At 58.3% G+C, this 25,989-nt stretch carries 27 protein-coding genes; 14 read left to right on the forward strand and 13 right to left on the reverse strand.

Annotation, left to right across the window (positions count from 1 at the left end; all coding sequences use genetic code 11):
- The first annotated feature begins 63 nt into the window (after window positions 1–63).
- The 3 genes from leuS to holA are packed head-to-tail and all read left to right on the forward strand — an operon-like array spanning window position 64 to window position 4,119.
- Window positions 64–2,616 carry a leucine--tRNA ligase gene (gene leuS / locus AC2FI9_RS14485; RefSeq protein ID WP_496768563.1) on the forward strand — a complete coding sequence of 851 codons (2,553 nt, stop codon included), beginning with the start codon at window positions 64–66 and terminating at the stop codon, window positions 2,614–2,616.
- A complete protein-coding gene (gene lptE / locus AC2FI9_RS14490) occupies window positions 2,603–3,094 on the forward strand; it encodes an LPS assembly lipoprotein LptE (RefSeq protein WP_472724567.1) in 492 nt (163 codons plus the stop codon). Before leuS ends, lptE begins: the two co-directional genes overlap by 14 nt.
- Window positions 3,091–4,119 (forward strand): DNA polymerase III subunit delta, encoded by a 1,029-nt coding sequence (holA, locus tag AC2FI9_RS14495; RefSeq protein WP_496768566.1) that lies wholly within the window; start codon window positions 3,091–3,093, stop codon window positions 4,117–4,119. The genes lptE and holA overlap by 4 nt, the downstream gene beginning before the upstream one ends.
- Here holA and AC2FI9_RS14500 read toward each other — a convergent pair.
- On the reverse strand, window positions 4,116–5,300 hold the full coding sequence (locus AC2FI9_RS14500; RefSeq protein ID WP_496768568.1) for a TIGR03862 family flavoprotein: 1,185 nt from the start codon (window positions 5,298–5,300) through the stop codon (window positions 4,116–4,118). The genes holA and AC2FI9_RS14500 overlap by 4 nt on opposite strands.
- Window positions 5,301–5,348: 48 nt before the next feature.
- On the opposite strand from AC2FI9_RS14500, the gene AC2FI9_RS14505 reads away from it, so the two are divergent.
- Window positions 5,349–5,645 (forward strand): HNH endonuclease, encoded by a 297-nt coding sequence (locus tag AC2FI9_RS14505; RefSeq protein ID WP_496768570.1) that lies wholly within the window; start codon window positions 5,349–5,351, stop codon window positions 5,643–5,645.
- Here the strand turns inward: AC2FI9_RS14505 and AC2FI9_RS14510 are convergent, their stop codons facing one another.
- Genes AC2FI9_RS14510 through AC2FI9_RS14520 form a run of 3 tightly spaced genes read right to left on the reverse strand, consistent with a single transcriptional unit; the run spans window position 5,646 to window position 7,734 of the window.
- The gene (locus tag AC2FI9_RS14510; protein WP_496768572.1) at window positions 5,646–6,383 is read right to left on the reverse strand and encodes a VOC family protein; all 738 of its coding nucleotides are present in this window, start codon (window positions 6,381–6,383) and stop codon (window positions 5,646–5,648) included.
- Entirely contained in the window at window positions 6,380–6,988 is a 609-nt protein-coding gene (locus tag AC2FI9_RS14515) for an enoyl-CoA hydratase/isomerase family protein (RefSeq protein ID WP_496768574.1), read from the reverse strand. The genes AC2FI9_RS14510 and AC2FI9_RS14515 overlap by 4 nt, the downstream gene beginning before the upstream one ends.
- Window positions 6,985–7,734: an SDR family oxidoreductase gene (locus AC2FI9_RS14520; protein WP_496735734.1), complete on the reverse strand. Its 750-nt coding sequence runs from the start codon at window positions 7,732–7,734 to the stop codon at window positions 6,985–6,987. The genes AC2FI9_RS14515 and AC2FI9_RS14520 overlap by 4 nt, the downstream gene beginning before the upstream one ends.
- Before the next feature lie 132 nt (window positions 7,735–7,866).
- Here AC2FI9_RS14520 and AC2FI9_RS14525 point away from each other — a divergent pair, with 132 nt between their 5' ends.
- The 5 genes from AC2FI9_RS14525 (at window position 7,867) to lpxK (ending at window position 13,916) form a co-directional block, all read left to right on the forward strand.
- Entirely contained in the window at window positions 7,867–9,390 is a 1,524-nt protein-coding gene (locus AC2FI9_RS14525) for a DUF2125 domain-containing protein (protein ID WP_496768576.1), read from the forward strand.
- A 175-nt stretch (window positions 9,391–9,565) separates the two neighbouring features.
- Window positions 9,566–10,912: a TldD/PmbA family protein gene (locus AC2FI9_RS14530; RefSeq protein ID WP_496768578.1), complete on the forward strand. Its 1,347-nt coding sequence runs from the start codon at window positions 9,566–9,568 to the stop codon at window positions 10,910–10,912.
- Complete coding sequence (locus AC2FI9_RS14535) at window positions 10,899–11,699, forward strand: 3'(2'),5'-bisphosphate nucleotidase CysQ (RefSeq protein ID WP_496768580.1); 801 nt, start codon at window positions 10,899–10,901, stop codon at window positions 11,697–11,699. The genes AC2FI9_RS14530 and AC2FI9_RS14535 overlap by 14 nt, the downstream gene beginning before the upstream one ends.
- Window positions 11,696–12,931: a 3-deoxy-D-manno-octulosonic acid transferase gene (locus AC2FI9_RS14540; RefSeq protein ID WP_496768584.1), complete on the forward strand. Its 1,236-nt coding sequence runs from the start codon at window positions 11,696–11,698 to the stop codon at window positions 12,929–12,931. Before AC2FI9_RS14535 ends, AC2FI9_RS14540 begins: the two co-directional genes overlap by 4 nt.
- The gene (gene lpxK / locus AC2FI9_RS14545; RefSeq protein WP_496739374.1) at window positions 12,918–13,916 is read left to right on the forward strand and encodes a tetraacyldisaccharide 4'-kinase; all 999 of its coding nucleotides are present in this window, start codon (window positions 12,918–12,920) and stop codon (window positions 13,914–13,916) included. Before AC2FI9_RS14540 ends, lpxK begins: the two co-directional genes overlap by 14 nt.
- Before the next feature lie 38 nt (window positions 13,917–13,954).
- On the opposite strand, the gene AC2FI9_RS14550 is transcribed toward lpxK, so the two are convergent.
- The gene (locus AC2FI9_RS14550; RefSeq protein WP_496768588.1) at window positions 13,955–14,617 is read right to left on the reverse strand and encodes a DsbA family protein; all 663 of its coding nucleotides are present in this window, start codon (window positions 14,615–14,617) and stop codon (window positions 13,955–13,957) included.
- A gap of 14 nt (window positions 14,618–14,631) precedes the next feature.
- Window positions 14,632–15,138, reverse strand: a complete 507-nt coding sequence (locus AC2FI9_RS14555; protein WP_496726549.1) for a DUF721 domain-containing protein — start codon at window positions 15,136–15,138, stop codon at window positions 14,632–14,634.
- A gap of 81 nt (window positions 15,139–15,219) precedes the next feature.
- On the opposite strand from AC2FI9_RS14555, the gene mutY reads away from it, so the two are divergent.
- Window positions 15,220–16,275, forward strand: coding sequence for an A/G-specific adenine glycosylase (mutY, locus tag AC2FI9_RS14560; RefSeq protein WP_496768591.1), 1,056 nt, complete (start codon window positions 15,220–15,222; stop codon window positions 16,273–16,275).
- A 59-nt stretch (window positions 16,276–16,334) separates the two neighbouring features.
- Window positions 16,335–17,471 (forward strand): alkane 1-monooxygenase, encoded by a 1,137-nt coding sequence (locus tag AC2FI9_RS14565; protein WP_496768593.1) that lies wholly within the window; start codon window positions 16,335–16,337, stop codon window positions 17,469–17,471.
- An 84-nt stretch (window positions 17,472–17,555) separates the two neighbouring features.
- Here the strand turns inward: AC2FI9_RS14565 and AC2FI9_RS14570 are convergent, their stop codons facing one another.
- From AC2FI9_RS14570 to AC2FI9_RS14585, 4 genes are all read right to left on the reverse strand, one after another.
- Window positions 17,556–18,938, reverse strand: coding sequence for an adenylate/guanylate cyclase domain-containing protein (locus tag AC2FI9_RS14570; RefSeq protein WP_496768595.1), 1,383 nt, complete (start codon window positions 18,936–18,938; stop codon window positions 17,556–17,558).
- A 144-nt stretch (window positions 18,939–19,082) separates the two neighbouring features.
- Window positions 19,083–20,186 (reverse strand): site-specific DNA-methyltransferase, encoded by a 1,104-nt coding sequence (locus tag AC2FI9_RS14575; RefSeq protein ID WP_496768598.1) that lies wholly within the window; start codon window positions 20,184–20,186, stop codon window positions 19,083–19,085.
- A gap of 107 nt (window positions 20,187–20,293) precedes the next feature.
- Complete coding sequence (rnhB, locus tag AC2FI9_RS14580) at window positions 20,294–20,911, reverse strand: ribonuclease HII (protein WP_496739368.1); 618 nt, start codon at window positions 20,909–20,911, stop codon at window positions 20,294–20,296.
- A 111-nt stretch (window positions 20,912–21,022) separates the two neighbouring features.
- Complete coding sequence (locus tag AC2FI9_RS14585) at window positions 21,023–21,496, reverse strand: hypothetical protein (protein ID WP_496768599.1); 474 nt, start codon at window positions 21,494–21,496, stop codon at window positions 21,023–21,025.
- Window positions 21,497–21,673: 177 nt separating this feature from the next.
- On the opposite strand from AC2FI9_RS14585, the gene AC2FI9_RS14590 reads away from it, so the two are divergent.
- From AC2FI9_RS14590 to AC2FI9_RS14600, 3 genes are all read left to right on the forward strand, one after another.
- Window positions 21,674–21,958, forward strand: a complete 285-nt coding sequence (locus tag AC2FI9_RS14590) for a hypothetical protein (protein ID WP_496768601.1) — start codon at window positions 21,674–21,676, stop codon at window positions 21,956–21,958.
- On the forward strand, window positions 21,930–22,631 hold the full coding sequence (locus AC2FI9_RS14595; protein WP_170563590.1) for a winged helix-turn-helix domain-containing protein: 702 nt from the start codon (window positions 21,930–21,932) through the stop codon (window positions 22,629–22,631). The genes AC2FI9_RS14590 and AC2FI9_RS14595 overlap by 29 nt, the downstream gene beginning before the upstream one ends.
- Before the next feature lie 108 nt (window positions 22,632–22,739).
- The gene (locus tag AC2FI9_RS14600) at window positions 22,740–24,311 is read left to right on the forward strand and encodes a DUF427 domain-containing protein (protein WP_496768606.1); all 1,572 of its coding nucleotides are present in this window, start codon (window positions 22,740–22,742) and stop codon (window positions 24,309–24,311) included.
- An 85-nt stretch (window positions 24,312–24,396) separates the two neighbouring features.
- On the opposite strand, the gene AC2FI9_RS14605 is transcribed toward AC2FI9_RS14600, so the two are convergent.
- Genes AC2FI9_RS14605 through flaF form a run of 3 tightly spaced genes read right to left on the reverse strand, consistent with a single transcriptional unit; the run spans window position 24,397 to window position 25,960 of the window.
- A complete protein-coding gene (locus AC2FI9_RS14605) occupies window positions 24,397–25,188 on the reverse strand; it encodes a DUF1217 domain-containing protein (protein WP_496739365.1) in 792 nt (263 codons plus the stop codon).
- Window positions 25,188–25,586: a flagellar biosynthesis repressor FlbT gene (gene flbT / locus AC2FI9_RS14610; RefSeq protein WP_496768608.1), complete on the reverse strand. Its 399-nt coding sequence runs from the start codon at window positions 25,584–25,586 to the stop codon at window positions 25,188–25,190. Before flbT ends, AC2FI9_RS14605 begins: the two co-directional genes overlap by 1 nt.
- Complete coding sequence (gene flaF, locus AC2FI9_RS14615) at window positions 25,586–25,960, reverse strand: flagellar biosynthesis regulator FlaF (protein ID WP_496739364.1); 375 nt, start codon at window positions 25,958–25,960, stop codon at window positions 25,586–25,588. The genes flbT and flaF overlap by 1 nt, the downstream gene beginning before the upstream one ends.
- Window positions 25,961–25,989 lie beyond the last annotated feature (29 nt).

Consider the following 25,989-nt stretch of genomic DNA (forward strand, 5'->3'; position numbering starts at 1 on the left):
GAAAATCACAATATTACCACGCCGGGTTCACGCCCGGCGTTTTCATTCACGAAGGACCGCACAATGTCGCGCTACTCGGCCACCGAAATCGAAGCAAAATGGCAAGAGGCCTGGGACAAGGCCGGGATCTTCACCGCCGACCACACGGCAGACAAGCCGAAGTATTACGTGCTTGAGATGTTCCCTTACCCGTCAGGGCGAATCCATATGGGGCATGTGCGCAACTATACGATGGGCGACGTCATTGCGCGTCACAAGCTGGCGACGGGGCACAACGTGCTGCACCCGATGGGCTGGGATGCTTTTGGAATGCCGGCAGAAAACGCCGCCATGGCCATTGGCGGCCACCCGAAAGACTGGACATACAGCAACATCGCCGACATGCGCGGGCAGATGATGCCGCTGGGCTTGTCGATCGATTGGTCCCGCGAATTCGCCACCTGTGACCCCGAATATTATGGCCAGCAACAGGCTCTGTTCCTCGATATGCTCGATGCCGGGTTGGTTTACCGCAAAAACGCCGTGGTGAACTGGGACCCGGTCGACATGACCGTTCTGGCCAATGAGCAGGTGGAAAATGGACGCGGTTGGCGCTCGGGCGCTCTGGTGGAACGGCGCGAGCTGACCCAGTGGTTTTTCAAAATCTCGGACTATTCCGAAGAATTGCTGGATGCGCTTGATACGCTAGAGAACTGGCCTGCCAAAGTGCGGCTGATGCAGGAAAACTGGATCGGCAAGTCGCGCGGCCTGCAATTTGGCTTCGAACGTACTGATGGTGGTGAGCCCATCACCGTCTATACGACTCGGCCCGATACGCTGTTGGGCGCGTCCTTTGTTGGTATTTCGCCGGATCACCCGATTGCCAAGCAGCTTGAGGCCGAAATCCCCGAAGTTGCTGAGTTTGTTGCCGAATGCCGCAAGGGTGGCACCACGGAAGAGGCCATCGAGACGGCCGAAAAGCTGGGTTACGACACCGGCATTCGCGTGCGTCACCCGCTGGACCCGAATTGGGAACTGCCGGTCTGGATCGCCAATTTCATCCTGATGGATTATGGAACTGGCGCGATCTTTGCCTGCCCCGCGCATGACCAGCGTGATCTTGATTTCTGCCGCAAGTATGGCCTGCCGGTCATCGACACCTTCTTTGCACTGGATGACGATAAGCCGGTCGACAAGATCGCCTTTGTGCCGCCGAAAACTGAAAAAGTCCGCTGGGTGGACCACTTCGCAGGCCTGACCGAGGCCTCTGGGGATGAGGCGATCAACGCCACCGTCGATTTCGCGGAAAAAGCAGGTTGGGGTGAAGGCGTCACCAAATATCGCCTGCGCGATTGGGGGCTCAGCCGTCAACGCTATTGGGGTTGCCCGATTCCGGTCGTGCATTGCGACAAATGTGGCACCGTGCCCGAGAAGAAAGAAAATCTGCCGATCGAATTGCCTTACGACGATGGCAACGGCAAACCCATCGACTTCTCGATCCCCGGCAACCCGCTGGACCGCCATGCCAATTGGCGTGACACCCCTTGCCCGTCTTGCGGCGCGCCTGCCAAACGTGAAACGGATACGATGGATACGTTTGTCGATTCGTCGTGGTATTTCGCCCGTTTCACCGCGCCACGCGCTGACACACCCACCGATCTGGCCGAGGCCGAATACTGGATGAACGTCGACCAGTATATCGGCGGTATCGAGCACGCGATTCTGCACCTGCTCTACTCGCGCTTCTTCGCGCGGGCGATGAACATCACGGGTCACCTGCCTAAGAAAGCCATCGAGCCGTTCAATGCGTTGTTCACGCAAGGCATGGTCACGCATGAAATCTATCAGACACGCGACGCCAATGGCCGTCCGGTTTATCACCTGCCCGAAGATGTGACCGACGGAAAACTGGCCGACGGCACCGAGGTTGAAATTATCCCCTCGGCCAAGATGTCGAAATCCAAGAAAAACGTGGTCGACCCGGTCAGCATCATCTCGGCCTTCGGCGCGGATACCGCGCGTTGGTTCGTCCTGTCCGATTCGCCGCCTGAACGGGATGTGGAGTGGACCGCATCCGGGGCCGAGGCTGCGTTCAAGCACCTCAGCCGTGTGCATCGGATCGCCTCGGAAATCGCCGAATCGGATGTTCCGGCCAATGCCGAGGATGAAACCCTGCTGCGCGAGATGCACAAAGCCATCCATGACGTCACAGGCGGAGTCGAATCTTTCGGCTTCAACGCCTCAATCGCCAAGCTCTATGCTTTCACCAACACCCTGGCCAAATCCAAGGCGGGCACCGCAGCCAAACGCGAGGCCGCCAAAACGCTGGCACAGCTGATGTCGCCGATGACCCCGCACCTGTCCGAGGAGCTTTGGCAGCTGCTGGGTGGCGAAGGGCTGGTTGCCACGGCATCATGGCCGGTTGCGGATGCAGCTATGCTGGTGGACGACACCGTCACCCTGCCGATCCAGATCAACGGCAAGCGCCGCGCGGAAATCTGCGTGGCCAAAGATATGCCCAAGGACGAGGTTGAAAAAGTCGCGCTGAGCACCGAAGCTGTGCAAAAGGCGCTGGATGGCGCCACACCCAAGAAAGTAATCGTTGTACCGGGCCGGATTGTGAATGTCGTCGTTTAACCGCAGAACCTTGTTGCTGATGCCCTTGGCGCTTGCCGCCTGCGGGTTTGAACCTGTGTACGCTCCAGGCGGATCGGGCTCGGCCCTTTTTGGTCGCGTAGAAGTGTCGGCACCAAACACGGTCACCAGCTTTCTTCTGGTCGAAGATCTGGAACAAAAGCTAGGCCGTAGCGCAACATCCGGCAGTGAATACAGTCTGGACGTTTCCGTCGTGACCCAGACGGTGGCGGCATCGATCACCTCAACGAACGAAACCAACCGTCTTATCATCAACGGGACCGCCAACTATTCGCTTAGATCGAAAGCGACGGGGCAAGTTCTTGCCTCTGGCTCGGTGACGGACTTCGTGGGGTATTCGGCTGCTGGTTCCACCGTATCCACACTGGCTGATGAGCGGGATGCTACGCAGCGCCTGATGGTGATTCTGTCCGATCAGATCATCAGTAGGCTGTACGCCACGCCGGGCCTGTCCGCATGAAGCTGAGCCCGCGCGAGGCCGAGGGATATTTCTCGAGACCCGACGCGGATAAGACCGGGCTGTTGATCTACGGTGCGGATGCGATGCGCGTGGCGCTAAAGCGGCAACAGGTTTTGGCCGCTCTGCTGGGCGCCAATGCCGAAGAAGAGATGCGGCTGACCCGCCTGCCCGGAAGCGATCTGCGTGGCGATCCGGCCTTGTTGCTGGACGCGGTCAAGGCGGTCGGGTTCTTTCCCGGGCCACGCGCTGTATTCGTCGAAGACACAACCGACACGGCCGCCCCAGCAATCCTTGCCGCGCTGGAAGATTGGGTAGCTGGCGATGCCCAGATCATCGTAACCGCCGGGCAGCTCAAAGCCAGTTCCAAGATTCGTAAAGCGTTCGAAGCACACCGCTCGGCCTATGCGGTAGGTATCTATGACGACCCACCATCCCGGGCCGAAGTCGAACGAATACTTTCTGAGGCCGGTTTGCAGAACATCCCGCGCGATTCGATGGCCGCGATTGCTGAGCTGGCAACCAGTATAAGCCCCGGTGACTTTACCCAAACGATTGAGAAACTGTCGCTTTACAAACGCGATGACAGCTCCGAACTGACCATTGAAGACGTCGAAGCCTGCGCGCCCCGCTCGACCGAGGCCGCACTGGACGATGTGCTGAACGTGGTTGCCGATGGTCGCGCGGGTGAAATCGGCCCGCTGATCCGACGTTTGCAGTCACAAGGAACCAATGCGGTCAGCCTGTGTATCGGCGCGACAAGGCATTTCCGCACTTTGTATGCCTGCGCATCCGATCCCGGCGGAGCAGCGCAGGGAATCGGCAAGCTGCGCCCCCCCGTTTATGGAAAGCGCCGCGACCGCATTTTGCGTCAGGCCCAAGGGTGGGGTGCGCCAAAATTGCAAACTGCATTGACGGTTCTGACCGATACCGACCTGTCGCTGCGCTCGGCCGGGCAAACCGCACCGGCCATGGCATTGGTCGAACGCGCCATGATCCGTCTGGCGATGCTGGCGCGGACCCGCTAACCGCTTTGATCCAACCAATGTGCCGCCGCGCGCCCAGCCCAACGGCCGGTCGCCAGGCAAGCTGTCAGAAGGTACCCCCCGGTCGGGGCCTCCCAATCCAGCATCTCGCCTGCGCAAAACACTCCGGGATATGCAGTCAGCATGAGCCCCTCATTAAGCGCCGCACGTGACACACCTCCTGCTATGGAAATGGCCTCGTCCATCGGGCGCAGGCCCGCGTGGGTGATCTGCAGATGCTTGATCGCCCTCACGTCCAGCGACTGGATCTGACCGTCGCGCTTGGACATTTCATGAAACAGGGCAACCTTTTGCGGAGACAGGCGCAGAGATTTCTTCAGCCACTGCGAAAGGGTCGTTTTCGATTTCTTTGACGCAAAACGATTGCGCAACGTATCGGCATCCAAATCCGGAACCAAATCGACAAAAAGCGGTGCTCTGTCACGCAAGGCCGGGGTCAGTGAGTACAGTCCGCCCCCTTCCAACCCTTTCGCCGAAACCGCAGCCTCGCCGCGGCTTTCCAACTCTCCGGCCCTCCATCGCGCCGATTTCAAAGCCGCGCCAAAATGCGGCTGCATATGGGGGCTCCATTCCACGGAAATGGCTGAGTTTGCGGGTGCGAAAGGTGTGAGGGGCACGCCATTACTCGTCAGCACCGATGCCCATGCTCCGTCTGATCCCAACCGCGACCAGCTTGCCCCGCCCAGCGCAAGAACTGTCACATCGGGGCACAGGTTCTGCCTGCCATCATCCGTGTCGAAAACGGCTTGGGCACCATCCCAGCCAACCCACCGCCAACGTGTTCTGATCTGAACGCCAGCCTCTGCCAGCCGTGCCAGCCACGCCCGCAACAGCGGAGAGGCCTTCATCGACGTCGGAAACACCCGGCCGGTCGAGCCCGTGAACAACTCTTGCCCCAGCCCTTGCGCCCAGGTTTGCACGTCCGACGCATCGAATTCGGCAATCATTGGTCGCAACCAGGTCGCGGCCTCACCATAGGACCTCAGCAAAATCTCAAACTGTTCGTCCTTGGTCAGGTTCAGCCCGGACTTTCCCGCCATCAGGAACTTTCGCGCAACCGAAGGCTTGGCCTCTGCCACAACAACAGAGTGCCCGGCTTTGGCCAGTTCCTCGGCTGCCATCAGGCCTGCGGGTCCACCGCCGATCACCAGTGCCTGTGCCATCCCTGCCCTCTTGCCTTTCGCGCCACCTGACGCAACCTTACCCTCGTCATGACGAACAGCGATCCGATCTGCCCGCTCTGCAACCGCCCGATCCCGGATGGGGCCGGCAGCCTGCACCATCTGATCCCAAAACTCAAAGGGGGCAAGGGCGGACCCACTGTCCTGCTGCACCAGATCTGCCATAAAGAGGTGCATGCGACCCTGACAGAGGCTGAATTGGCCCGTGAATTCAACACTGTGGAGGCACTGCGCGCCCACCCTCGGCTGGAAAAGTTCCTGAATTGGGTCCGCAAACGCCCGCCCGGGTTTCGGTCGAAGGTTCCGGGCAAGCGTCGGGGTCGTTGACTAACCAGGGTTTACCGGGTCGCCAAACGCATCCCGTGCCGGCGCGGCAAGCCCCAGAAACTCCATCCCGCGATAGTCGGGAACATTGGAAAATTGAGCGCCTTCGACATGCTGGAACTCCAACGTTGTGTAAGGGCGTTTCCAAAGCCATTCGCGGTTTTCCACAGCCCAAGGGTCTGGGTTTGGCGGAACCTCGTCGGTGAATGCGTAAAAATGCAGATCAAAGCCATACTGCCCGACGTCCTGCATCGAAAGCAGGCGCATACCCTGATCACGGCAGAATGCGTCCTCGGCTGCCATATCCCCGGTGCGCAGGGTGATCTGGCCGATACAAGCCTGCGCAAACGGATTGTTCGGGTCCGCAGCGTTGGACGGCCGGTTGCCTTCAAAATCGTGCTGAAGCAGTTCGATCACAAAGCCTTCGGGGTCTTTGAGGTGACACATATACCCGATGTCCAGAAACTGTTTCGGATCTGATACCTCTATCCCCTTGTCGCGCAGAAATGCCGTGGCCAGATCGACATCCGGTACGGTGATGCCGATCTTCCAATAGCGTTGTCCTGTGTCATGGGTGTATCTGCCGCCGCCGGGCATCAGCAGCAAATCGGCGTCCTGCCCCAAATAGCCGATGCGCAGGCTCACCCCCTGGGCCTGAACCGACATCCCAAGGACATCCGTATAGAATTTGCCCAGTTTTTCAGGATCGGCGACGCGCAGCCGCAAGCCAGACAGCCTCATCCGCACAGCCGGGCGATACCGGCAGCGATCTTTGGATCGGCGGCGGTGCTATCAGCGACCAGTTCACGCGCTGTCGGCATCAACGCGTCCGGCGCCACCACCCGGTCCACCAGACCAAAGGCATAGGCCTCATCCGCCGTGATCTTTTGACCGGCCATCAGGATCATCTTGGTGCGGGATGGTCCGATCAGGGCCGACATGCGGGCGGGATCAGACGGTTGCGGCAGAAAACCCAGTTTCATTACGGGATAGAAAAACTTGGCGGACGGGACCGCAATGCGAATGTCACAGGCCAGTACCATCCCATTCGCGCCACCGGCCAGAGTACCATTCAACGCGGCGACCGTCAGGCACGGCAGAGCGGCGATTGCGCTCGACAAACGCTCCCATACGTCCGAGGTTGCAAGACCCGCGCGCGCCTCATCCAGATCGGCACCGGCACTGAACACTTTGCCGGCCCCGGTCAGAATCAACGCCCGCGCCTCGGTGGCGGCTTCGGCAATCTCGGCCAGCTCAGTCAGCATCGCCCCTGTCAGCGCATTGGCTTTGCCCGGGTTGTTTAGGGTGACAATCCACAAGCCGTCTTCTTTGTTTAATTCGATCACGTCAGCCCAACCCTTTGTCGAATATCTTCACGCCGCAGCGAAATTTCGGTTCCCATAAATTCATCCGCGTCTGCAGTACACATCCACAGCAGCGCCTTCGCCGGCCAGTCTGCAGGAATGTGATCGCTCCAGTCCAACTGACTGACAGCGTTGATGCCGCTGGTTTTGATGACCCGCTGCATGTCGGTCGCCACGGTTCCCGGTGACAGACCCATGGCGCGGATGCCGTGGATCGATTCCTCAAGGTGCAGGCATTCCGTCAGCATCTTCGCTCCGGCCTTGGACGCGCAGTAATGGCTCCAGGCTTCGATCGGGTTCGAGGCCGCGCCGGATGATACGGTCAACACTGTGCCCCCGCCCGCCGCCCGCATAATGGGCAAGGCCGCGCGCATTCCGTAGAATACACCTTTGAGGTTGATATCGATCGCCTTGTCCCAGGCCGCAACATCCGCGTTCGAAAGATGGAAAATCGGATCGATTACACCGGCATTCCCGATCAGAACATCCAATCCACCAAAGCGGTCGACGCAATCTGCCACAGCCTGTTCGACCTGTGCAAAATCACTGACGTCACATTCCAGCGCGATCACATTTTCGCCCAGCGCAGATGCCAATGCGGCGATCTGATCGCGGCTGCGCGCGACCAGCGCCACGTTTGCGCCTGCTGCGGCAAAAACGCGCCCTGCCTCTGCTCCGATGCCGCGGCTGGCCCCGGTTATCAGTACGGTTTTCCCCTGCATTTGGATCCTCTACCTCTATCGGTTTGAAATTGTGTGAATGCTTACCGCGCGAAAGGGTAAAGGGTCCAGTCCTTGCCCCTTGACGCCCGACGCCACAAACACGACGATGCCCGCAAAATTATCTAGAAGGGTACTGTAATGTCCGTTTTCCTTCGCCGCAGTTGCGGTGCTGTTTTGGCTTATGCCGTTATCACACAAGGTGCACTTGCCGACCTGACCTCACAGGATGTCTGGAATGACTGGAAAACCTATCTGGGTCAGATGGGGTACACCGTTTCGGGCGACGAAACCGTTGCAGGAAATGTCACGACGATTGCCAACATGGCCATGTCCATGGACTTACCGGAAGAAGAGGCAACTTTTCAGATGGTCGTTCCAGAAATGACCCTGACGGAAAATGGCGACGGTACGGTGAGTATTGGTTTCCCCGAGAATTTTCCGATGACGATTTCCGGAGAGGGGGACGGCGAAAAGTTCTCGGTCAATGTCGATTATTCGCAGAGCGAGATGAACCTGGTCGTTTCAGGCTCGCCCGACGAAATGACTTATGACTATTCGGCCGACACGATAGGCATCAAGCTGGATGGTCTGAATGTGGACGGCGAAAAGATGCCCGCTGATGCGCTGGCGCTCAGCCTGAACATGACAGATCTGGCCGGCAGCTCGGTCATGAAAATTGGTGAGAACCGTGACATAGATCAGAAGTTCACTGCGGGCGGGATGACCTATGATATGGCATTTCAGGACCCGGACAGCGGCGACACGGCTAGGGTTGACGGCTCGATGAGCCAGCTGGCGTTTGAAGGTACAAACGTTATCCCATCCGAATTCGACATCTCGGACCCGCAGGCCTTCTATAAGGCGGGCTTCTCGTTCTCGGGGCTGTTCACCTACGGATCCGGCCAGAACGCGATTGCAGGGACCAGCGAAGGCGAGGCATTCTCGGTCGGAAGCGAATCCCAAGGTGGCAAATTTGGCGCCAGCATCGACGCCGAGCGTCTTGCCTATGACATCGAGCAGAACAGCGCGAAAGTCGCAGTGACGACCGCCGACCTGCCCTTCCCGATTGAAATCGCGATGGAGAACGCCGGGTTCAAGTTTGAAATCCCGGTGCAGAAATCCGAGGAAATCCAACCGTTTGGATTCGCCATGAACCTGACCGACTTCACCATGTCGGATATCCTGTGGAGCATGTTCGACCCAGCAGGCGCCCTGCCGCGCGACCCGGCGACTATTGCGCTGGACACGACCGGGACCGCCAAGGTTCTGTTGAACATCTTTGATCCTACCGCAGTCGAAAACCTGGATGCATCTGACGCCGCACCGGGCGAGTTGCACTCGCTGAAGATCAACGAACTGCTGGTGTCTCTGGTCGGGGCCAAGCTGACCGGTGAAGGCGATTTCACCTTCGACAACTCCAACGTCTCGGAGTTCGACGGAATGCCCGCGCCGACCGGTGTTGCCAAGCTGAAACTGAATGGTGCCAACGCCCTGATCGACAAGCTGATCGAGATGGGTCTGGTGTCAGACAGCGATGCAATGGGCGCGCGGATGATGATGGGTCTGATGGCCGTACCGGGTGACGAGCCCGACACGCTGAATTCAGAAATCGAATTCACTGCGGATGGTCAGATTCTAGCGAATGGCCAACGTATCAAGTAGCACTTCGGGAAGGCGGCATCGCTGCCTTCCCAAACCTTCGCCCGCGGTGCGAACCCTGGCATCGGACGCATCGTGCCGAATTCCCTTTCAATAGATTGCTCAACCAAAAATAGCCGCAGGCCTTGCGAGACCGGCGGTCCAAGGCTAGGTCGAATGCACACAGACCGGAGGCCTCATGACCCGCACACCCGAAGAAATCAGCCATAACCTGCTGGACGCGGCCCGCAAAGCCGGGGCTGAAGCGGCGGATGCCATCGTTCTGGATGGCTCATCGGTATCGGTTGAAGTCCGCAGTGGCGCGCTGGAGCACGCGGAACGGTCCGAAGGCACCGACCTGGGACTGCGTGTGTTTCTGGGCAAGCGGCAGGCGATCGTCTCAAGTTCGGACAGTCGCCCCGAAACACTGACGGCGATGGCGCAACGTGCAGTGGCCATGGCAAGCGAAGCTCCGGAAGATCCTTTTACAGGGTTGGCCACGCCCGACCAGCTTGCAAAAGACTGGGATATCGCGGCACTGGAACAATTCGACCCGACGCCCGAGCCATCGGCAGAGGCGCTTTTGCAGGATGCGCTGGCTGCCGAAGCTGCCGCTTTGGCAATTCAGGGTGTGTCCCAGGTATCGGACGCTGCGGCCGCCTATGGCACCCACCGCGTGCATCTGGCCGCCTCAAATGGCTTTTCTGGCGGGTATTCTCGCAGCAGCCGCTCGACCTCTTGCGTGGCCATCTCTGGCGAAGGCACGGGGATGGAGCGTGATTACGACGGCGACAGCCGAACGTTTCAAAACGATCTGCGCAGCCCCGATGAAATTGGCCGCACAGCAGGCGAACGCGCCGTTGCTCTGATTGGGGCACAAAAGCCCGCGACAGGCACGTTCCCTGTTCTGTTTGACGAGCGGATCTCGTCTTCGCTGATCGGTCATCTGTTGGCCGCCAGCAACGGCGCCGCCATTGCTCGTGGTGCGTCATGGCTTAAGGACAGTCTGGGAGAGCAGGTGTTGCCTGAGCACCTGTCACTTATCGAAGACCCGCACCGCCCGCGTATCTCGGGCTCTCGCCCGTTTGACGCCGAAGGATTGCCAACACAGCAAAGGGCCGTTGTTGAAAACGGAGTGCTGACCGGTTGGACACTGGATTTGGCCAGCGCACGGAAACTGGGCATGGCCTCAACTGGGAACGCGGCGCGTGGCGTGTCTGGCCCGCCGTCGCCCAGCAACTGGAACCTGAGCTTGACCCAAGGCCAACGCAGCCGGGACGATCTGTTGCGTGACATGGGAACCGGCCTGCTGGTGACCTCGATGATCGGATCGACGATCAACCCCAATACCGGCGACTACTCACGTGGGGCATCAGGCTTTTGGGTCGAAAACGGGGAAATCACCCACCCCGTCAACGAATGCACGATCGCTGGCAATCTGCGTGACATGCTGAAACGGATTATTCCGGCAAATGACGCACGCACGTATTTGTCCCGCGTGGTGCCATCGGTCCTGATCGAAGGAATGACACTTGCCGGCAACTGACCTCCAACTGCTGATTGACGCCGCATTAGAGGCCGGAAAGATCGCCACTCGGTTTTCGGGGACCACGGCGCAACGCTGGGATAAACCCGACGGGGCCGGCCCGGTAACCGAAGCTGATCTGGCCGTGAACGCGATGCTTGAGCAAATGCTGCCCGCAGCGCGTCCGGGGTATGGCTGGTTGAGCGAAGAGACCGAGGATTCAGCTGACAGGCTGTCGAAAGACCGTGTTTTCATCATTGATCCCATCGACGGCACCCGCAGCTTTGCCGAAGGCTCGGGGACCTGGGCCCATTCATTGGCCATCGCCGAACAGGGCGAAGTGACGGCCGCTGTGATCTACCTGCCGCTGCGAAACCTGCTATACGCCGCAGCAAAAGGTCAGGGCGCTACGCTCAATGCCGAAAAGATCCGGGTCAGCGAACTCGGTGTGTTGGAAAGCGCCGAGGTTTTGGCCGCGAAACCCAACATGCAGCCGCAACACTGGCGTCAGGGGCAGGTACCCGAGTTCAAACGGAACTACCGGCCATCTCTGGCCTATCGCATGGCCCTTGTTGCACAAGGTCGATTTGACGGGATGATGACCCTCAGGCCCAGCTGGGAATGGGACATCGCCGCAGGTGATCTGATAATACGCGAAGCCCTCGGCCGGTGTTCGGACCGCGCGGGGCTGCCGCTGCGGTTCAACAACGCAATTCCGCGTCTGAACGGTGTGATCGCTGCGGGTTCAGGTGTTTATAGGCTACTGTCGGAACAACTCGAACCGGAAAGCCCTGGAATCGCACCATGAGCAAGCCACGCTCGTTAAGCCTTGCCGCCTATCGCGTGCTGTCCTGGGGTATGCAGAATACCGCCAGCAACGGCGATATTGCGCGCCCCGAGGGCGAGGTTCTGTGGTTGCACATAAATGCGTGGGAACGTCACCGCGCTATTGTTGATTTTTGCCAGCGGTTGCAGCAGACGCGCCCCAATCTGTCGGTGGTTCTGACCGCGCCACCCGATGCAGATCTATCAAGATGGGCCAGCAGCGGATACCCTCTGGTCAACCTGCCCACCGAACAAACCGGGGCGGCGCGCGTGTTTCTAGACCATTGGCAGCCGGATATCGGAATTTGGGTCGGGGGCGGCCTGATGCCCAACCTGATCACACGCGCCGAGGAACGTGGGATTCCCATGATGCAGATCGAAGCACAGGCGGACGTGAAAATCGCGCGCGGCGGCCGTTGGCTGCCCGATATCACAAGATACACGATTGACTGTTTTCAGACGATCCTGTGTACGACGCCGGAAATCGTCCGCCAAATTCGGCGATTGGGCATCGCTTCGAACAAGGTGCAAGAGGCACCGCCCCTACATGTCAGCCCAAACCCGCGCTCATGGCCCGAGGACGAGCTGATCGAAGTGAACCATGCGCTGTCTGGCCGACCGGTCTGGTTAGCGGCGTGGGTCCAGGACAAAGAATTCATCTCGGTCCTCAGTGCCCATAGACAGGCAATGCGCATGCTGCCGCGTTTGGCATTGGTGTTGCAAGTGGCCGACATTACAGAAGCCGGGCCGCTGCACCGGCGGCTTGAGGCGATGGATCTGCGCTGTACCAACTGGGATGAAAGCGGGACGATCGAGGACATGACTCAAGTGATCCTGTCCGCCGTGCCCGAGGATCTGGGCCTGTGGCACCGTGTATCGCCGGTGACCTTCATGGGCAGCTCACTGGAACGCGGTGCCGGAGGCGCAGACCCGCTCGTCGCCACAGCGCTGGGCTCCGCCGTGATCCACGGCCCGTTTGTGCACAGCCAACAACAGCTATACGATCAGCTAGACCGGGCGGGGGCCGCGCGCACCGTCAGATCCGCCACCGAGCTGGGCGATGCAGTGGTGGAACTGTTGGCACCGGATCAGGCCGCCAATATGGCGCTGGCCGGGTGGCAGATCGTAACCGAAGGTGCGCCGCAAGCGGATCACCTGATCGACATGATTCAGGACTATCTGGATCAGCGGAGTGCAGACGATGCGAGCACCTGATTTCTGGAATACCGCCCCGGATCGGCTGGATTTGCGCGCTCGCATGCTGGCACCGCTTGGGCAGCTCTATGCCGGGGCAACGGCGCGTCGGGTCGCCTCGGAACCCGGTATTAACCCAGGCGTTCCTGTCATTTGCATTGGCAACCTGAACGCGGGTGGCACTGGCAAGACCCCAACCGTGATCTGGATGATCGAGCAATTGCGCGATGCCTGGCATGAGACACATGTGGTCACGCGCGGCCATGGCGGTTCGCTCGAAGGGCCGGTGCGCGTGGACCCCGGCAAGCATACCGCGGCGCAGGTCGGGGATGAGCCCCTGTTGCTGGCGGCTTTTGCCGATGTCTGGGTCGCCAAAGACCGCGCCGCTGGAGCAAAGGCAGCCGCCGCGGCGGGTGCCACAGTCATCGTGCTTGACGACGGCTTTCAAAACCCCTCGGTGGCCAAGGATTTCTCGGTCATTGTGGTGGACGCGGCACGCGGGTTCGGAAATGGACTGTGCTTACCGGCTGGCCCCCTCAGGGAACCGGTGGAAGTCGGGTTACAGCGCGCTGATCTGGTGCTGTCCCTTGGCGAAGCTGATGCCCAAATCGAGTTTGCCGAACGCTGGGGGAAAAAACTGTCCGTCCCACATGCGACCGGCGCGGTTGAGCCGCTGCAAACCGGCATGGATTGGAGCGATACGCCCGTTCTCGCCTTTGCAGGAATCGGACACCCCGAAAAGTTCTTTGCCACTTTGCGCCAACAAGGCGCGACCTTGCTGCGGGCCGAGGCATTGGATGATCACCAGCCGCTGACACCCGCCCTTATGACCCGTCTTGAAAACGAAGCCCGCTTGTTGCGCGCGCAAATGGTCACCACGGAAAAAGACGCCGTTCGCCTGCCCGCTACATTTCGCAGCAAGGTCATCACGCTTCCGGTTCGTCTGAAGGTCGATGAGGCGGACAAGGTCAGGCAGATGCTTCTGCAGATCGCCCCGTCGCCCTGAAGGACGACCGGCCCGGATTGAGCCGGTCGTAAAAGCAATTAGCTGCCCAGTTCGTCTTCGATCAGCTTTTTGAAGCCGTCATAGGACTGATTCTCGACCGGCTTGCCATTCACGATGAAGGACGGGGTCGCCTGAATACCATCGCGCTCGGCGTTTTCCTGATACCATGCGACCAGCGTCTGCGCCCGGGTGCCGTCCTGCAGGCAGGCTTCAAGCTGATCATTGTCGATACCAGCCAGACGCCCGATTTTACGCAGCTCGTCCACGATTTCAGCGGGACCACCGGCGTTGGTCCACTCGGACTGTCCTTCGTAGATCAGGTCGGAGATGCCAAAGAACTTTTCGGGCCCGCCGCAGCGCGCAACCATCGACGCCCACAGGCCATAACGGTCAAAGTAGACCTCGCGATAGATGAACTTCACCTTACCTGTGTCGATAAAATCCTTCTTGAGCTGCTTGTACGCTCCCGAGTGGAAATTCGCACAATGCGGGCAGGTATAGGACGCATATTCGATGATCTCGACTGGTGCGTCCTCGGCACCCAGAGTCATCTCGACGATGGTCGAGGTGTCCAGATCAGCCTCTTGCGCCTCGGCGCTGCTAATCAGCGGATAGGCGGGGTTGGAATTTGACAGCGACAGCCAATAACCGCCAGCGGCCACGGCGACGGCCGCACAAATTCCGGTTGCAATACGGCTCATTTCTCAGCCCTTTCTCAGCGTTTTTGCTTGGATAAAACGTTACGGCCCAGACGTTCAAGGGCTGCGCGCAGATCACCATCGTGAACTTCTTGCGCAGCGCGGTCTGCCTCGGCTGCTATTTCTGGTTCGATCTTGGGTTTCGCTTGTTTCGGCTTGTGGTCGAAACTGGCCTGCCCCTCGGCAAATCCTGTCGGAGCGGTCTGGGTGATGCGCACCCGGCTGATGGCATTATAGCCATAAACCGCGTTCACCTTGCCGCGCAATTGTTCCTTCTGCATCTCCAGCATCGGGGCCTGCGGTCCGGTGGTCAGAACCGTTAGCGTGGCACCAATGCCACCCTTCCCGTAACCCACTTTTACCGGTCGCGCGATAGCGGCCATATCCTGTCCAACGATCTCGGACCAATGGGTCAGCAGGCGTGATACGGCAAAGCCCCGGCTCTCACCGGCGTGCCTGATCTGGTCGTTCAGCAATGTCGCGGTGCGTTTGAACCCGCGGGTCGAAGAACGTCTGCGCTGCATCTGGTTTCCAACTCCTGCGCCGCTATTGTAAAGGGCAGAACAACAGGCGCCAGCGAAACCCGACAAGGAGATAGATAAAACTTGCGTGACTCTGGTGAATTTGACGTGAGCAGTGCGCTGCTGGATTGGTACGACCGCCATGCCCGCGAGATGCCTTGGCGCGTAGCCCCAGCCGATCGGGCTGCGGGCGTGATGCCCGACCCCTACCGCATATGGTTGTCCGAGGTCATGCTGCAGCAGACCACTGTTGCGGCTGTGCGCGACTATTTCGTGCGATTCACAACCCGCTGGCCAACTGTCGAAGCGCTGGCGGCGGCGCCCGACGATCAGGTCATGGGGGAATGGGCCGGGCTTGGCTACTATGCTCGCGCCCGCAATTTGTTGAAATGCGCCCGGGTCGTGGTCGAACAGCATGGTGGAACGTTCCCCGATACCTACGACGCGCTCCTCAATTTGCCGGGGATCGGTCCCTACACCGCCGCTGCAATTTCCGCCATCGCCTTCGACCGACCCGAAACCGTGTTGGACGGCAACGTAGAACGGGTTATGGCCCGACTTTTCGACATTCACGACCCTTTGCCCGGTTCAAAACCGCAACTGAAAAAGCATGCGGCTGCGCTTACGCCTGCCACGCGACCGGGAGACTATGCGCAGGCGGTCATGGACCTGGGGGCAACAATCTGTACACCAAAATCTCCGGCCTGCGGTATCTGCCCGGTGCAAGCCACCTGCGCCGCTCGCGCCGCTGGAACGCAATCCGATTTGCCACGCAAGACACCAAAAAAGCCCAAACCCACGCGATACGGCCATGTCTATATAGCCCAAGGCGATAACGGAGCCTTTCTGATGGAACGTCGTCCCGACAAGGGGCTGCTGGGTGGCATGCTGGGTTGGCCGGGATCAGAATGGTCAGACGGCCCGACCGAAGCACCGCCCTTTCCCTGCGAATGGCAGGTGCTGCCGGGCGAGGTACGCCATACCTTTACCCACTTCCACCTGATCCTGCGCATCTGGACGGCCAAGCTGCCGGTCGGCTGGTCGCATGACGATCTGATTGTCATGGAAAAACACACTTTCCGACCCGGTGATCTGCCAACTGTTATGCGCAAGGCCTATGATCTCTGGCGCTCTACGTAACCCATTGTGTGGCATTGCCGGGTGGGGCTAGTCTGCCCACAGTTTCTCGGAGCGAAGCGATGATCGCATCAGACAGTCTGTCACGCTGGCAAGCGGCATTGCCCTTCTGGGTGTCCTTCCTGCTGATCCCCGTCGTCTGGCTTACCGCCGTTGCCGGAGGCTGGTGGGTCTTGCTTGTGCCTCTTTCGACTTGGTGGGCGTTTGCAGTTCTGGATCGGTTAACGGGGCTGAACCTTGAAAATGCCGATCCGGGCACGCCGGACGGCGGTCTCAAATGGTACATTCTGCTGACCAAGGCATGGGCCCCGGTTCAGTTTCTTACGCTGTTTGGGTTGCTCTGGTACGCCACACATACCGATCACCTGTCTGTTTTTAGCAAGATTGGGTTGTTCTTCGGGATGGGTGTGATCTCGGGCACCATCGGGATCAACTACAGCCATGAACTGATGCACCAGAAAGGGCGGTCAGAACGTTGGCTGGGTGATATTCTACTAGCCATGGTGCTGTATTCTCACTTCCGGTCAGAACACCTGCTTGTACACCACCGCTATGTCGGGACGCCCCGCGATCCGGTCACTGCGCGGTATAACGAAGGATTTCACCGCTTCTATCCACGCGTCCTGTGGCAGTGCCTTCGCTCTGCCTTCCGCGCGGAGCAGGACAAACTGGCGCGCAAACAACGCCCTTGGACCGACCCGGCAAATCCGTTCTGGCGCTATTGGGCGTTGCAGACGGGCATGCTCGCGCTGGCCTTCGGGGTTGGGGGATGGTCGGGCGTCGCCCTGTTCCTGATACAGGCCGGCGTTGCCATATGGCAGCTGGAGCTGGTGAACTACGTCGAACATTACGGCCTGACCCGCAAACACCTGGGCAAGGGCAAATACGAGCACGTCCAGCCGCGCCATTCGTGGAATGCCTCGCAAAAAGCGTCGAACTGGTTGCTGATCAACCTACAACGTCATTCCGACCACCACTACAAACCAAACCGGCGCTTTCCGTTGCTGCAGCATCACTCGGAAGACGCAGCCCCACAATTGCCCTACGGCTATCCGGTCATGACGGTTGCTGCGATGATCCCACCGCTGTGGCGCCGCGTCATGAACCCCCGCGTCAGGGCATGGCGGCGTCAATATTATCCAGAAGTCACCGACTGGAAGCCGTACAACAAATCGCTCAACCCGTTGCCGCGGTCCTGACCGCAGCGCGCGCCAGCGCGCTGCCCGGCCCAACGGGATGACCCGCATCTTTGATGCGTGGCAGATCGGCGGGAGCCACCCGTCCTACCGAACCCAGATATCCATAGAGCCCTGAACCCCACGGACCGGCTGGTTCTCATGCCTCACAAAACCTGCTGTCAGATCGGTAGCGTTGTTGCCTTCTTGTATCACCTGTGCCCGTACCGCATCACTCAGCACCACGCGCGCGCCCAGTTCCCGCGTCAGCGCCTCAAGCTTGGCGGAGACATTCACCGCATCCCCGATAACCGCAAATTCCAGTCGGTTCGCTCCGATGTCCCCCAAAACCACCGAACCGTAGTGAACACCGATCCCCACGTGAATCTCGGGCTCGCCCGCGCGCCGCCGTTCAATGTTCCAACGATCGATCACGCCCACCATATCACGGGCGCAGGCGACCGCGTTGCTGGCATCCAATGGGGTCGGCACCGGTGTGCCGAAGGTTGCCATCAATCCGTCCCCCAGATATTTGTCCAACGTGCCATGATGGCGAAACACTTCGGTTTCCATTCGGGCGTGAAACCCGCGCAAAACTTCAATGACGTCATAGGGGTCGCGCCCGGCAGCGAATTTGGTAAACCCCACGATGTCGATGAACAAAACGGCGATGTCTTCTTTGCGAACCTGCTTGAGCGGCTCATCATTCTGGCTGAGCTCGTCCACAACGTTCGGAGAGAAATATCGCGACAGGTTTGCGCGTTCCCTTTCAAGCCCGGCATTTGTCATCAACAATCGATTGAGCCGCCGCATCGAGATACCAAGCGTAACCGCGACCATCAGGAATACGATCACCTGCTGAATACGCTGAGGGACCATGAAACTGTTGGGGTCCAGCAACTCCGCAACATCCGGATACCCGGCCAATGCCTCGAACATGCGCTCACTGATGCCCGGAATTGGCGTAGCGACCCACCAGGCGATGATCCAGCCTACCGTCCACATCGTCGCCGTCCACGTGCCGATTGCCACGACCGTGCGCCACGAATAGGCCAGAGTTCCCGCTGCCAGAATGATGAAGAAATACTGGAAGTTGTCGAACCGGTATTGCATTGCCAGCGGTCGAACATCATCGCTGAACGGGTTCGGCACGATCATCCCCAAAGTCATGATCAGCAAGTCGACGAAGATCAGCAAAAGCTCGACCCGTGACTGGCCCACGCTGCCAGCCCGCCGGATCAACCAACCATTGGCGCAAATCAATAACAGGATGAAGTGATACCACAGAACGTCCCAATGGGGGTTCAGGTAGATCAACAAAATGCCAGTCAGGCCCATCGCTACCCAGCGGGCGCGGACAGCCAGTTCCAACCCTTCGCGCTTGTGCCGTTCCAGCGCAGCCTCGGTGTACTTGTTGTCCAGATCATATTTGTCGGGCTGTGTCACAAAAAACCGCCCAAATCGGGTTTCGCTGGCTGTGGTATCCGACATTGCCAAGGTTCCTTCCGTGAGCAGCAGGACAAGGAATCTCATATCGGAACTGAATGAAGAATAAAACAAAAGACCCCGCCGAGATCGGCGGGGCAAGGCGTAGTGCCTTGTGTCAGGCCACAGGCACCGGCGGCATTCTTGAAATCAGTTGTGCATCTCGGACCGGATCTGCTGACGCAAAACGTCGATCGGCACCGTTTTGCCATCGCGTTTGAAGCACCAATAGGTCCAGCCATTGCATGAGGGCGCGTTTTCCAGATGCGCCCCGACCTGGTGGATCGAGCCTTTGACGTTGTCGCCCACCAGCGTTCCGTCCGCACGCACTTTGGCTTTGTGACGCTGATTCATGGAATAAAGCTCTTCACCCGGACGCAACATACCGCGTTCAACCAATTGGCCAAAGGGCACGCGCGGCTCAGCGCGTTTGCTTGCGCTGACTTCCAGCGCTTCCCGGTCGAATTTGCGGACTTTCGAGATACGCTTCTCGGCAACCTTGCGATAGCTTTCCTCGCGCTCAATCCCGATAAATTCGCGGCCCAGCATCTTGGCAACGGCACCGGTTGTGCCCGTCCCAAAAAACGGGTCCAGAATAACATCACCGGGGTTGGTCGAACCAATCAGGACACGGTGCAGCAGCGATTCCGGCTTTTGCGTCGGGTGCGCCTTGTCGCCATTTTCATCCTTGAGGCGTTCATGTCCGGTGCAGATCGGCAGAACCCAGTCGCTGCGCATCTGCACGCCTTCGTTCAGCGCCTTCAGCGCTTCATAATTGAACGTGTACTTAGCACCCTCACGCTTTGAGGCCCAAATCATCGTCTCATGCGCATTGGTAAACCGCTTGCCACGGAAATTCGGCATCGGGTTCGATTTGCGCCAGACAACATCGTTCAGAATCCAGTATCCGGCGTCCTGCAGGGCTGTACCGACGCGAAAAATGTTGTGGTAGGACCCAATCACCCAAATCGCGCCGTTGGGCTTGAGGAGACGATGCGCCGCTTTCAGCCATTCGCGGGTGAACAGATCATAAACACCAAAGCTTGAAAACTGATCCCAGTGATCGTCGACCGCATCAACCTGGCTGTTATCGGGGCGGTGCAACTGGCCTTTGAGTTGCAGATTATACGGCGGATCCGCGAAAATAAGATCAACCGACTCCGCAGGCAGACTGTTCATCACATCGATGCAGTCGCCAGATAGAATCGTGTTTAAAGGGAGCGTTTTCACGCCCTTTTTGGTGGTTGTTGTCATTTTACTGCCTCAAGTATCCACGGCGCTTTTGCGCTCATTTGGTTGAGACAAGGATGAGTCAAAGTCGATTCGCCGTCAATTTCTTTTTTGAATCAGCGGCTTACGATTTACTCTTGATACAAGATATTGTGTACCGGCTTGAATGAACGCCTATGATGTGGGGTCACACCAAGATTTCGCAGCGCTTCTCTGTGTTGTTTTGACGGATAGCCTGCGTTCTTCTCCCATCCGTAGCCGGGATGCTGTTGCGCCAAATCCACCATCAGTTGATCGCGCCAGTTTTTGGCAATGATAGAAGCCGCCGCAATCGACACCGAATGCGCATCCCCTTTGACAACTGCCTGCGCCGGGATCGTCAAACCGCGAGGGATCATGTTTCCGTCAATCAGCAGATAGTCCGGCGGAGGATCAAGGGCCGCAACCGCTCGTTCCATCGCCAGATGCGAGGCACGCAAGATGTTGTGTTCGTCAATCTCGGCAACCGAGGCTTCAGCTATCGCAAATTCAGCCCGGTCACGAACCGCGATATCCAAAACAGCCCGTCGTTTCGCCGTCAGTTTCTTGGAATCGTTCAGCCCCTCGGGAATATCTTCGGGGTTCAGGATCACGGCGGCGGCAACCACAGGCCCGGCCAATGGCCCACGGCCCACCTCATCCACACCGGCAATGCGCAGATATCCTTGCGCCACTGCCGCCTGTTCAATCGAATAATCTGGCGTTGTCATACCAACCGAAAACCGCGTTTCGCGCCCCACCGCAAGACAAAAAAGAGAGGGCGGCTTGCGCCACCCTCTCCTGCGCGGCGCTTCTGTGGCGCCGCTCCTGCTCGAAAGTGATTACTTGTAAACGACGCGGTATCCCTTCTGGCGCAGGCATGCGGGTTCATATGCCCGCTTCACCTTATTGCCGTTCCAGAATCCGACCTTGCACTCTTGCGGCAGGCTATTGGCATGTTTGTAGTGCTTCTTGAGGCACTTCGGCGCCAGAAGCGGATGATTGTTCGAATACGTATTGAATGTGCGCAGGCATTTCTGCGGCAGATCATATCGCGCGACATGCTGCGGCAGGGGGCGCACCGGGTAGCTGGGCTGCGCTACATAAGGTTGGGGCGTGTAGGTCTGATGACGCGTTGTCCGGGTCCGGTTCTTGCGTTTTTCCTGGTTATAGTAGTGGACCCCTGCCCCGATGATCGCAATAGCGGCAAGCCCACCAAGGATGTCCTTGGCATCCGCAGCCCGCGCCTGCGAGGCTGAGACGCCGGTGATGGTAACAGCAGTAGCGACGATAATAGCGATGAACTTCCGGTGCATGATGCGTGTCCTTCCTGGTGTTTCGGGGCGATCCGGCACAGACCGCAAACGTGATGCCCCAACACTGGGTCCGCCCGCTTCAGACAAGCAATAACGGGCGGTTGTTATCCGATATCACGCCCCTCAAACCCCTTAGGTTATTGAATATCGTGCAAACCCATGCGCAGGATGCAGCCTATGAAACCGATCCTCTCTTCTCTGGCCGTTGCGGCCCTGATATCGCTTGGTACCGCCGCGTCGGCAGAGTGCTATGCGGACTACAAGGCCAAGCAGGACAACCCCCTGCGGCTGCATTATGGCGTGATGCAGGTTTCGGCCTGTGATAAAGGCCAGGCCCGACAAGAAGTCTCGCAACGCCTTAGTGCTTCGGGCTGGACCTTGTTGAACGTCATGTCTGTCTTTGGGCCGGAAGGATTGGAAAAAAGGAAGGCCAATGCCGGACAATTCTATCTCCGTTACTGAAGCCAGACGGTCGGGAACAAGACTGGTCGGTGCGGGTATTGCGGCGATCATCCTGATTCTCGTCACTGCCGCCATCTTTTTGTTCTGGACCCTGCCGGACGCCAACGCCTTTAACGCACGCGTTGAACGGCTATTTGTCGAAAGCGATCTGACCTCGCAGACTGAAATTCGCCTGTTGGAGATATTGGCCCAGTCCGGCACCGCCTTTGCCGATACGCTGTCCAGCTATCGTATGGTGATATTTGTATTGCTGGTCTTTGCCAGCGCCATGCTTGTGACGGCGCTGGTTTTTCTGGTGATGCTAGTGATGCTGAACCGTCGGATGGCGCAAATTGAACGAACTGGTATTCAAGTGACATCCTTGCTGATCAGTCGCGAGGAAAACACCGTCTACCTGAACAATATGGATTTCAAACTGACGCCCGCAGCGATGGAGACATTGTCCGTCCTGGCTGAGTCTCGACTGGATGATGAGGTTCTATCCGGTGTTCAGATCGAGGCGATGATCTCGGGCAAAAGCGCCGCCGACTGTGACGAAGCTGCCGGCGCCACGCGGATCAAAAGGTTGCGTGATGCCTTGGGCAATCAGATGGTCAGCGAGCTGCTGGTCAAGAACATCGCCAAGAAAGGCTATATGCTGTCCATCGAAAAGGATGTAATCCAGATGGTCTGATCCGACGGGGTTTCGCAGCTATCGCACGATAAAAATGCCGAGACCGCCCCTTGGAAATCCCCTTCACAAGGCCCATCCTATAGTGACCCCGGGCCAGGGAGGATGATGATGAACGTCCACGCCACAGCAAGACCAAAGGGCTATGGGATCTCGGTCGAACGGTTAAGCGGTAAAATTGCGATTTACCGGGACCAGGACCTTTTAGCCGAAAGCAGCAACGCCAAGGTCATGTACGAAACGCGGCTGCCGCCGACGATCTACATCCCGCGCGAGGACGTGCTGGTGGATCTCAGCGACGAAACCGAGTTGCAGACTTTTTGCCCCTTCAAGGGCACTGCGACCTATCACGACGTCATCCTTGATGGTGAACGACTGGCCAATTCCGTTTGGGCCTATGAGGAGGCCCTGCCAGAAAGCGCCGCCATTCAAGGGCATATCGGATTTTTGCCCAACGCGTATACCCGGATAGATTTGGGCGATAACCAGCTCCGGGAACCCGAAGACGGCAATATCAGTGGTCCTTTGATCGATTGGCTGATGCGTGGGGCGTCTGCGAATGACACGCCTGAGGCATTCACCAAAGCGCTGGCCGAGAAAATGCTGGAACATGGGATCGCCATCCAACGTCTGAGCATCCTGACATGGTCCCTGCATCCGCTGATAGCGGGCAAGCACTACATCTGGGAAAAGGGCGAGGCCGAGATATCGACCAATGTTCCGACCTACGAAATCCACGACCACCCGGCATATATCAACAGCCCATTACGTCATGTGTCGAACGGGCTGGGCGGCGTGCGGCAGCGGCTGAACGAGGAGAACCCCCACAATAGCTTTCCAATCATGGAGGACTTGCGTGAAAAAGGGGCGACCGACTATGTCGCCATGCCGTTGCCGTTCTCGGATGGACGTACCAACGTTCTGACCCTGACCTGCGATCACCCGGACGGGTTCACGACGGAAAACCTTGGGCTGGTGTTCGAATGCTCGCTGGTCATCGCCCGGTTTTATGAGGTCTTCATGCAGCGCGAGAACGCTCAGGTTCTGCTTGAAACCTATGTTGGCAAACGCTCGGGCGCGCGCGTCTTAGGGGGTGAGATCCGGCGCGGTGACGGGGATGAAATTGATGCCGCCATCATGTTCTGTGATCTGCGCAATTCGACCAGCTTGGAAGAGAAACTGGGACGCACCGATTACATAAACCTACTGAATGACTTTTTTGAAACCGTTTCTGGTATCGTGCACGAAAACGGCGGCGAAGTCCTGAAGTTCATCGGTGACGCGGTCCTTGCCGTATTTCCAGCGGGTGAGGATTCAAAAAACGCCCGCGAAAACGCACAGCGAAGCGCCATCAACATCGTAGAAAAGTTGGGAGAGTTGCGCCAGTCAGGTTCCGACAACCATTGTGATTGCTCAATCGGGGTTGCCTACGGGCGCGTGACCTACGGCAATGTTGGCTCACGTGAGCGGCTGGACTTTACCGTGATCGGACAAGCCGCGAATATCGCTGCGCGTCTGGGTGAATACGGAAAAACCAAAAACCACAGGATTGTGGTATCTGCCGATATTGTGCCCGCCTGCGCCAATGCCCTGCCGCTTGGCGACGTCAAGCTGCATAACGTTTCCCAACCGGTCGAGTCTTATGCTCTCAGAACTTCCGCAGATGCCGTTCTGAACGCTTAATATACAAAAAGCGCGCAGTTCAATTCAATCAGGGCCACCCGACATTGTTTCTGGTGGTAGTCGCGTGTCCGAAACACTTTTTGCCTTAGACACCAAGCAGGATCAGCGCGGTCTGCGCCGGGGAAATCGCGCTTTCAAGCTGAGCGATTTGACTACGGGCAAGAAATTGATCTGTCAGCCGCTCTATGGCGGCCTTTTCCTCGAATTGGGCCAGATCATCGGACCCGGTCAGCCCTGACAACCTGTCTTTGAATACTTCCAACTGTCTGTCGATGTTCAACTGGCCAAAGCTGGACGGCAACCCAAGTGCCGTCTCCATCATGCGCCGCAGCGGTGGCAGGCTCATCAAATCGAACCATTTGGTATCTTTGCTGCCCGTCTTTTGCGCCAGATCACCCAGCGCATGCTGGGCATACAAAGCGATACGCATCGTTTCATCTGATTCACCCACAGCAATTTCAAATCGCGACACAACACTGTCACGTGCAATCTCTTCCATGTTGGTGATCAGACCGGTTTTGCGCACCTCGCCCGGCCCAAACCCAAACGCCTCGGAAAACTGCCGGTACCTTTTGTCGGACAGACGATTGGACAACGCATCCTGGGCCTTGGTCCCGTCGGAAAGGATCTTCTGGATGAAATAGCGATTGTCCAGGTCGGATTCCAACCCAAAGGCGCCTAGTGCAACTTGCAACAGCCGGCGATCGGACACCAATTCCTCCGCTGTTTGGACCTTTTTGATCTTCTCCAAAAAGTACTCACTGTCCCTTTTGTTGACAGAGGACGAAGAAAAACTGTCGATCTGCGCGTCATATGTCCGCTGCAGGATTCGCCAGCCGACAATGCCGCCCGAAGGTATGACCGGCTGGAACGTCATTACTGGTAGGCCATGAGCCGCTCTTCGCGGGGCAGCAGCGCGCGCAAGGCTTTAAGGCATTTGTAAAACTGCTGATCCAGAAGCGCCTGCGTTGCCTCGGACAGAACCCGGCGACTGTCGGCGTCAGTAAAGACCTGGCTCAGCTCTTCGACGCGCCGTAACAATTGTTGGCGTGCCTGACCGGGTTCCATATCTCCAGACAGCACAAGTTGAGCAGCATAGCAGACACGTCGAACCGGAGTGTTCACCTGGTCCGGGTGGATCGCATCCCGCAGGCGCAGTACATTTGCCTCAGGTGTCATGATCGAAAACCGACTACGGCGGTCTCCATTTTCCACGACTACACCGTTGATCAAAACCCGTTCTTTCGGCGCCAATTTCAAAACCAACCCTGCCATCAGGTAGCCCCCGTTTGGCGAAGACCGCGCAGAACCGCCATGTTGATCTCCAACAATGGCTCAACCGAGGCTTTGTTCCCCAATACCTGGCTACTGTGCTGTTCGGTGAATTCCGCCAGATAGAATATCCGCGCACGCAGATCATTTGGCAGCGCATTGTCTGAGTCCGTGACGCCACTGGCCAGAACGGTCCACAGTCGCCGGTTTTCGTGCAAAGCCTGCACAAACGCGCCGAAATCTGATTTTTGACGGGCCGCGGCGGCCTTGAGACTGCGCGTGATTTTCGAGATCGCTTCGTATTCCGTATCGCGCGGGGTGCGCGTTGGCGCGGCGGTCTGTGCATATGCTCGTTGTGCGAGGGCTTGCGGGGTCACTTAATATCCTTCCGGTAATCTGCCACTTG

Source organism: Ruegeria sp. CDSA246, from assembly GCF_059611225.1.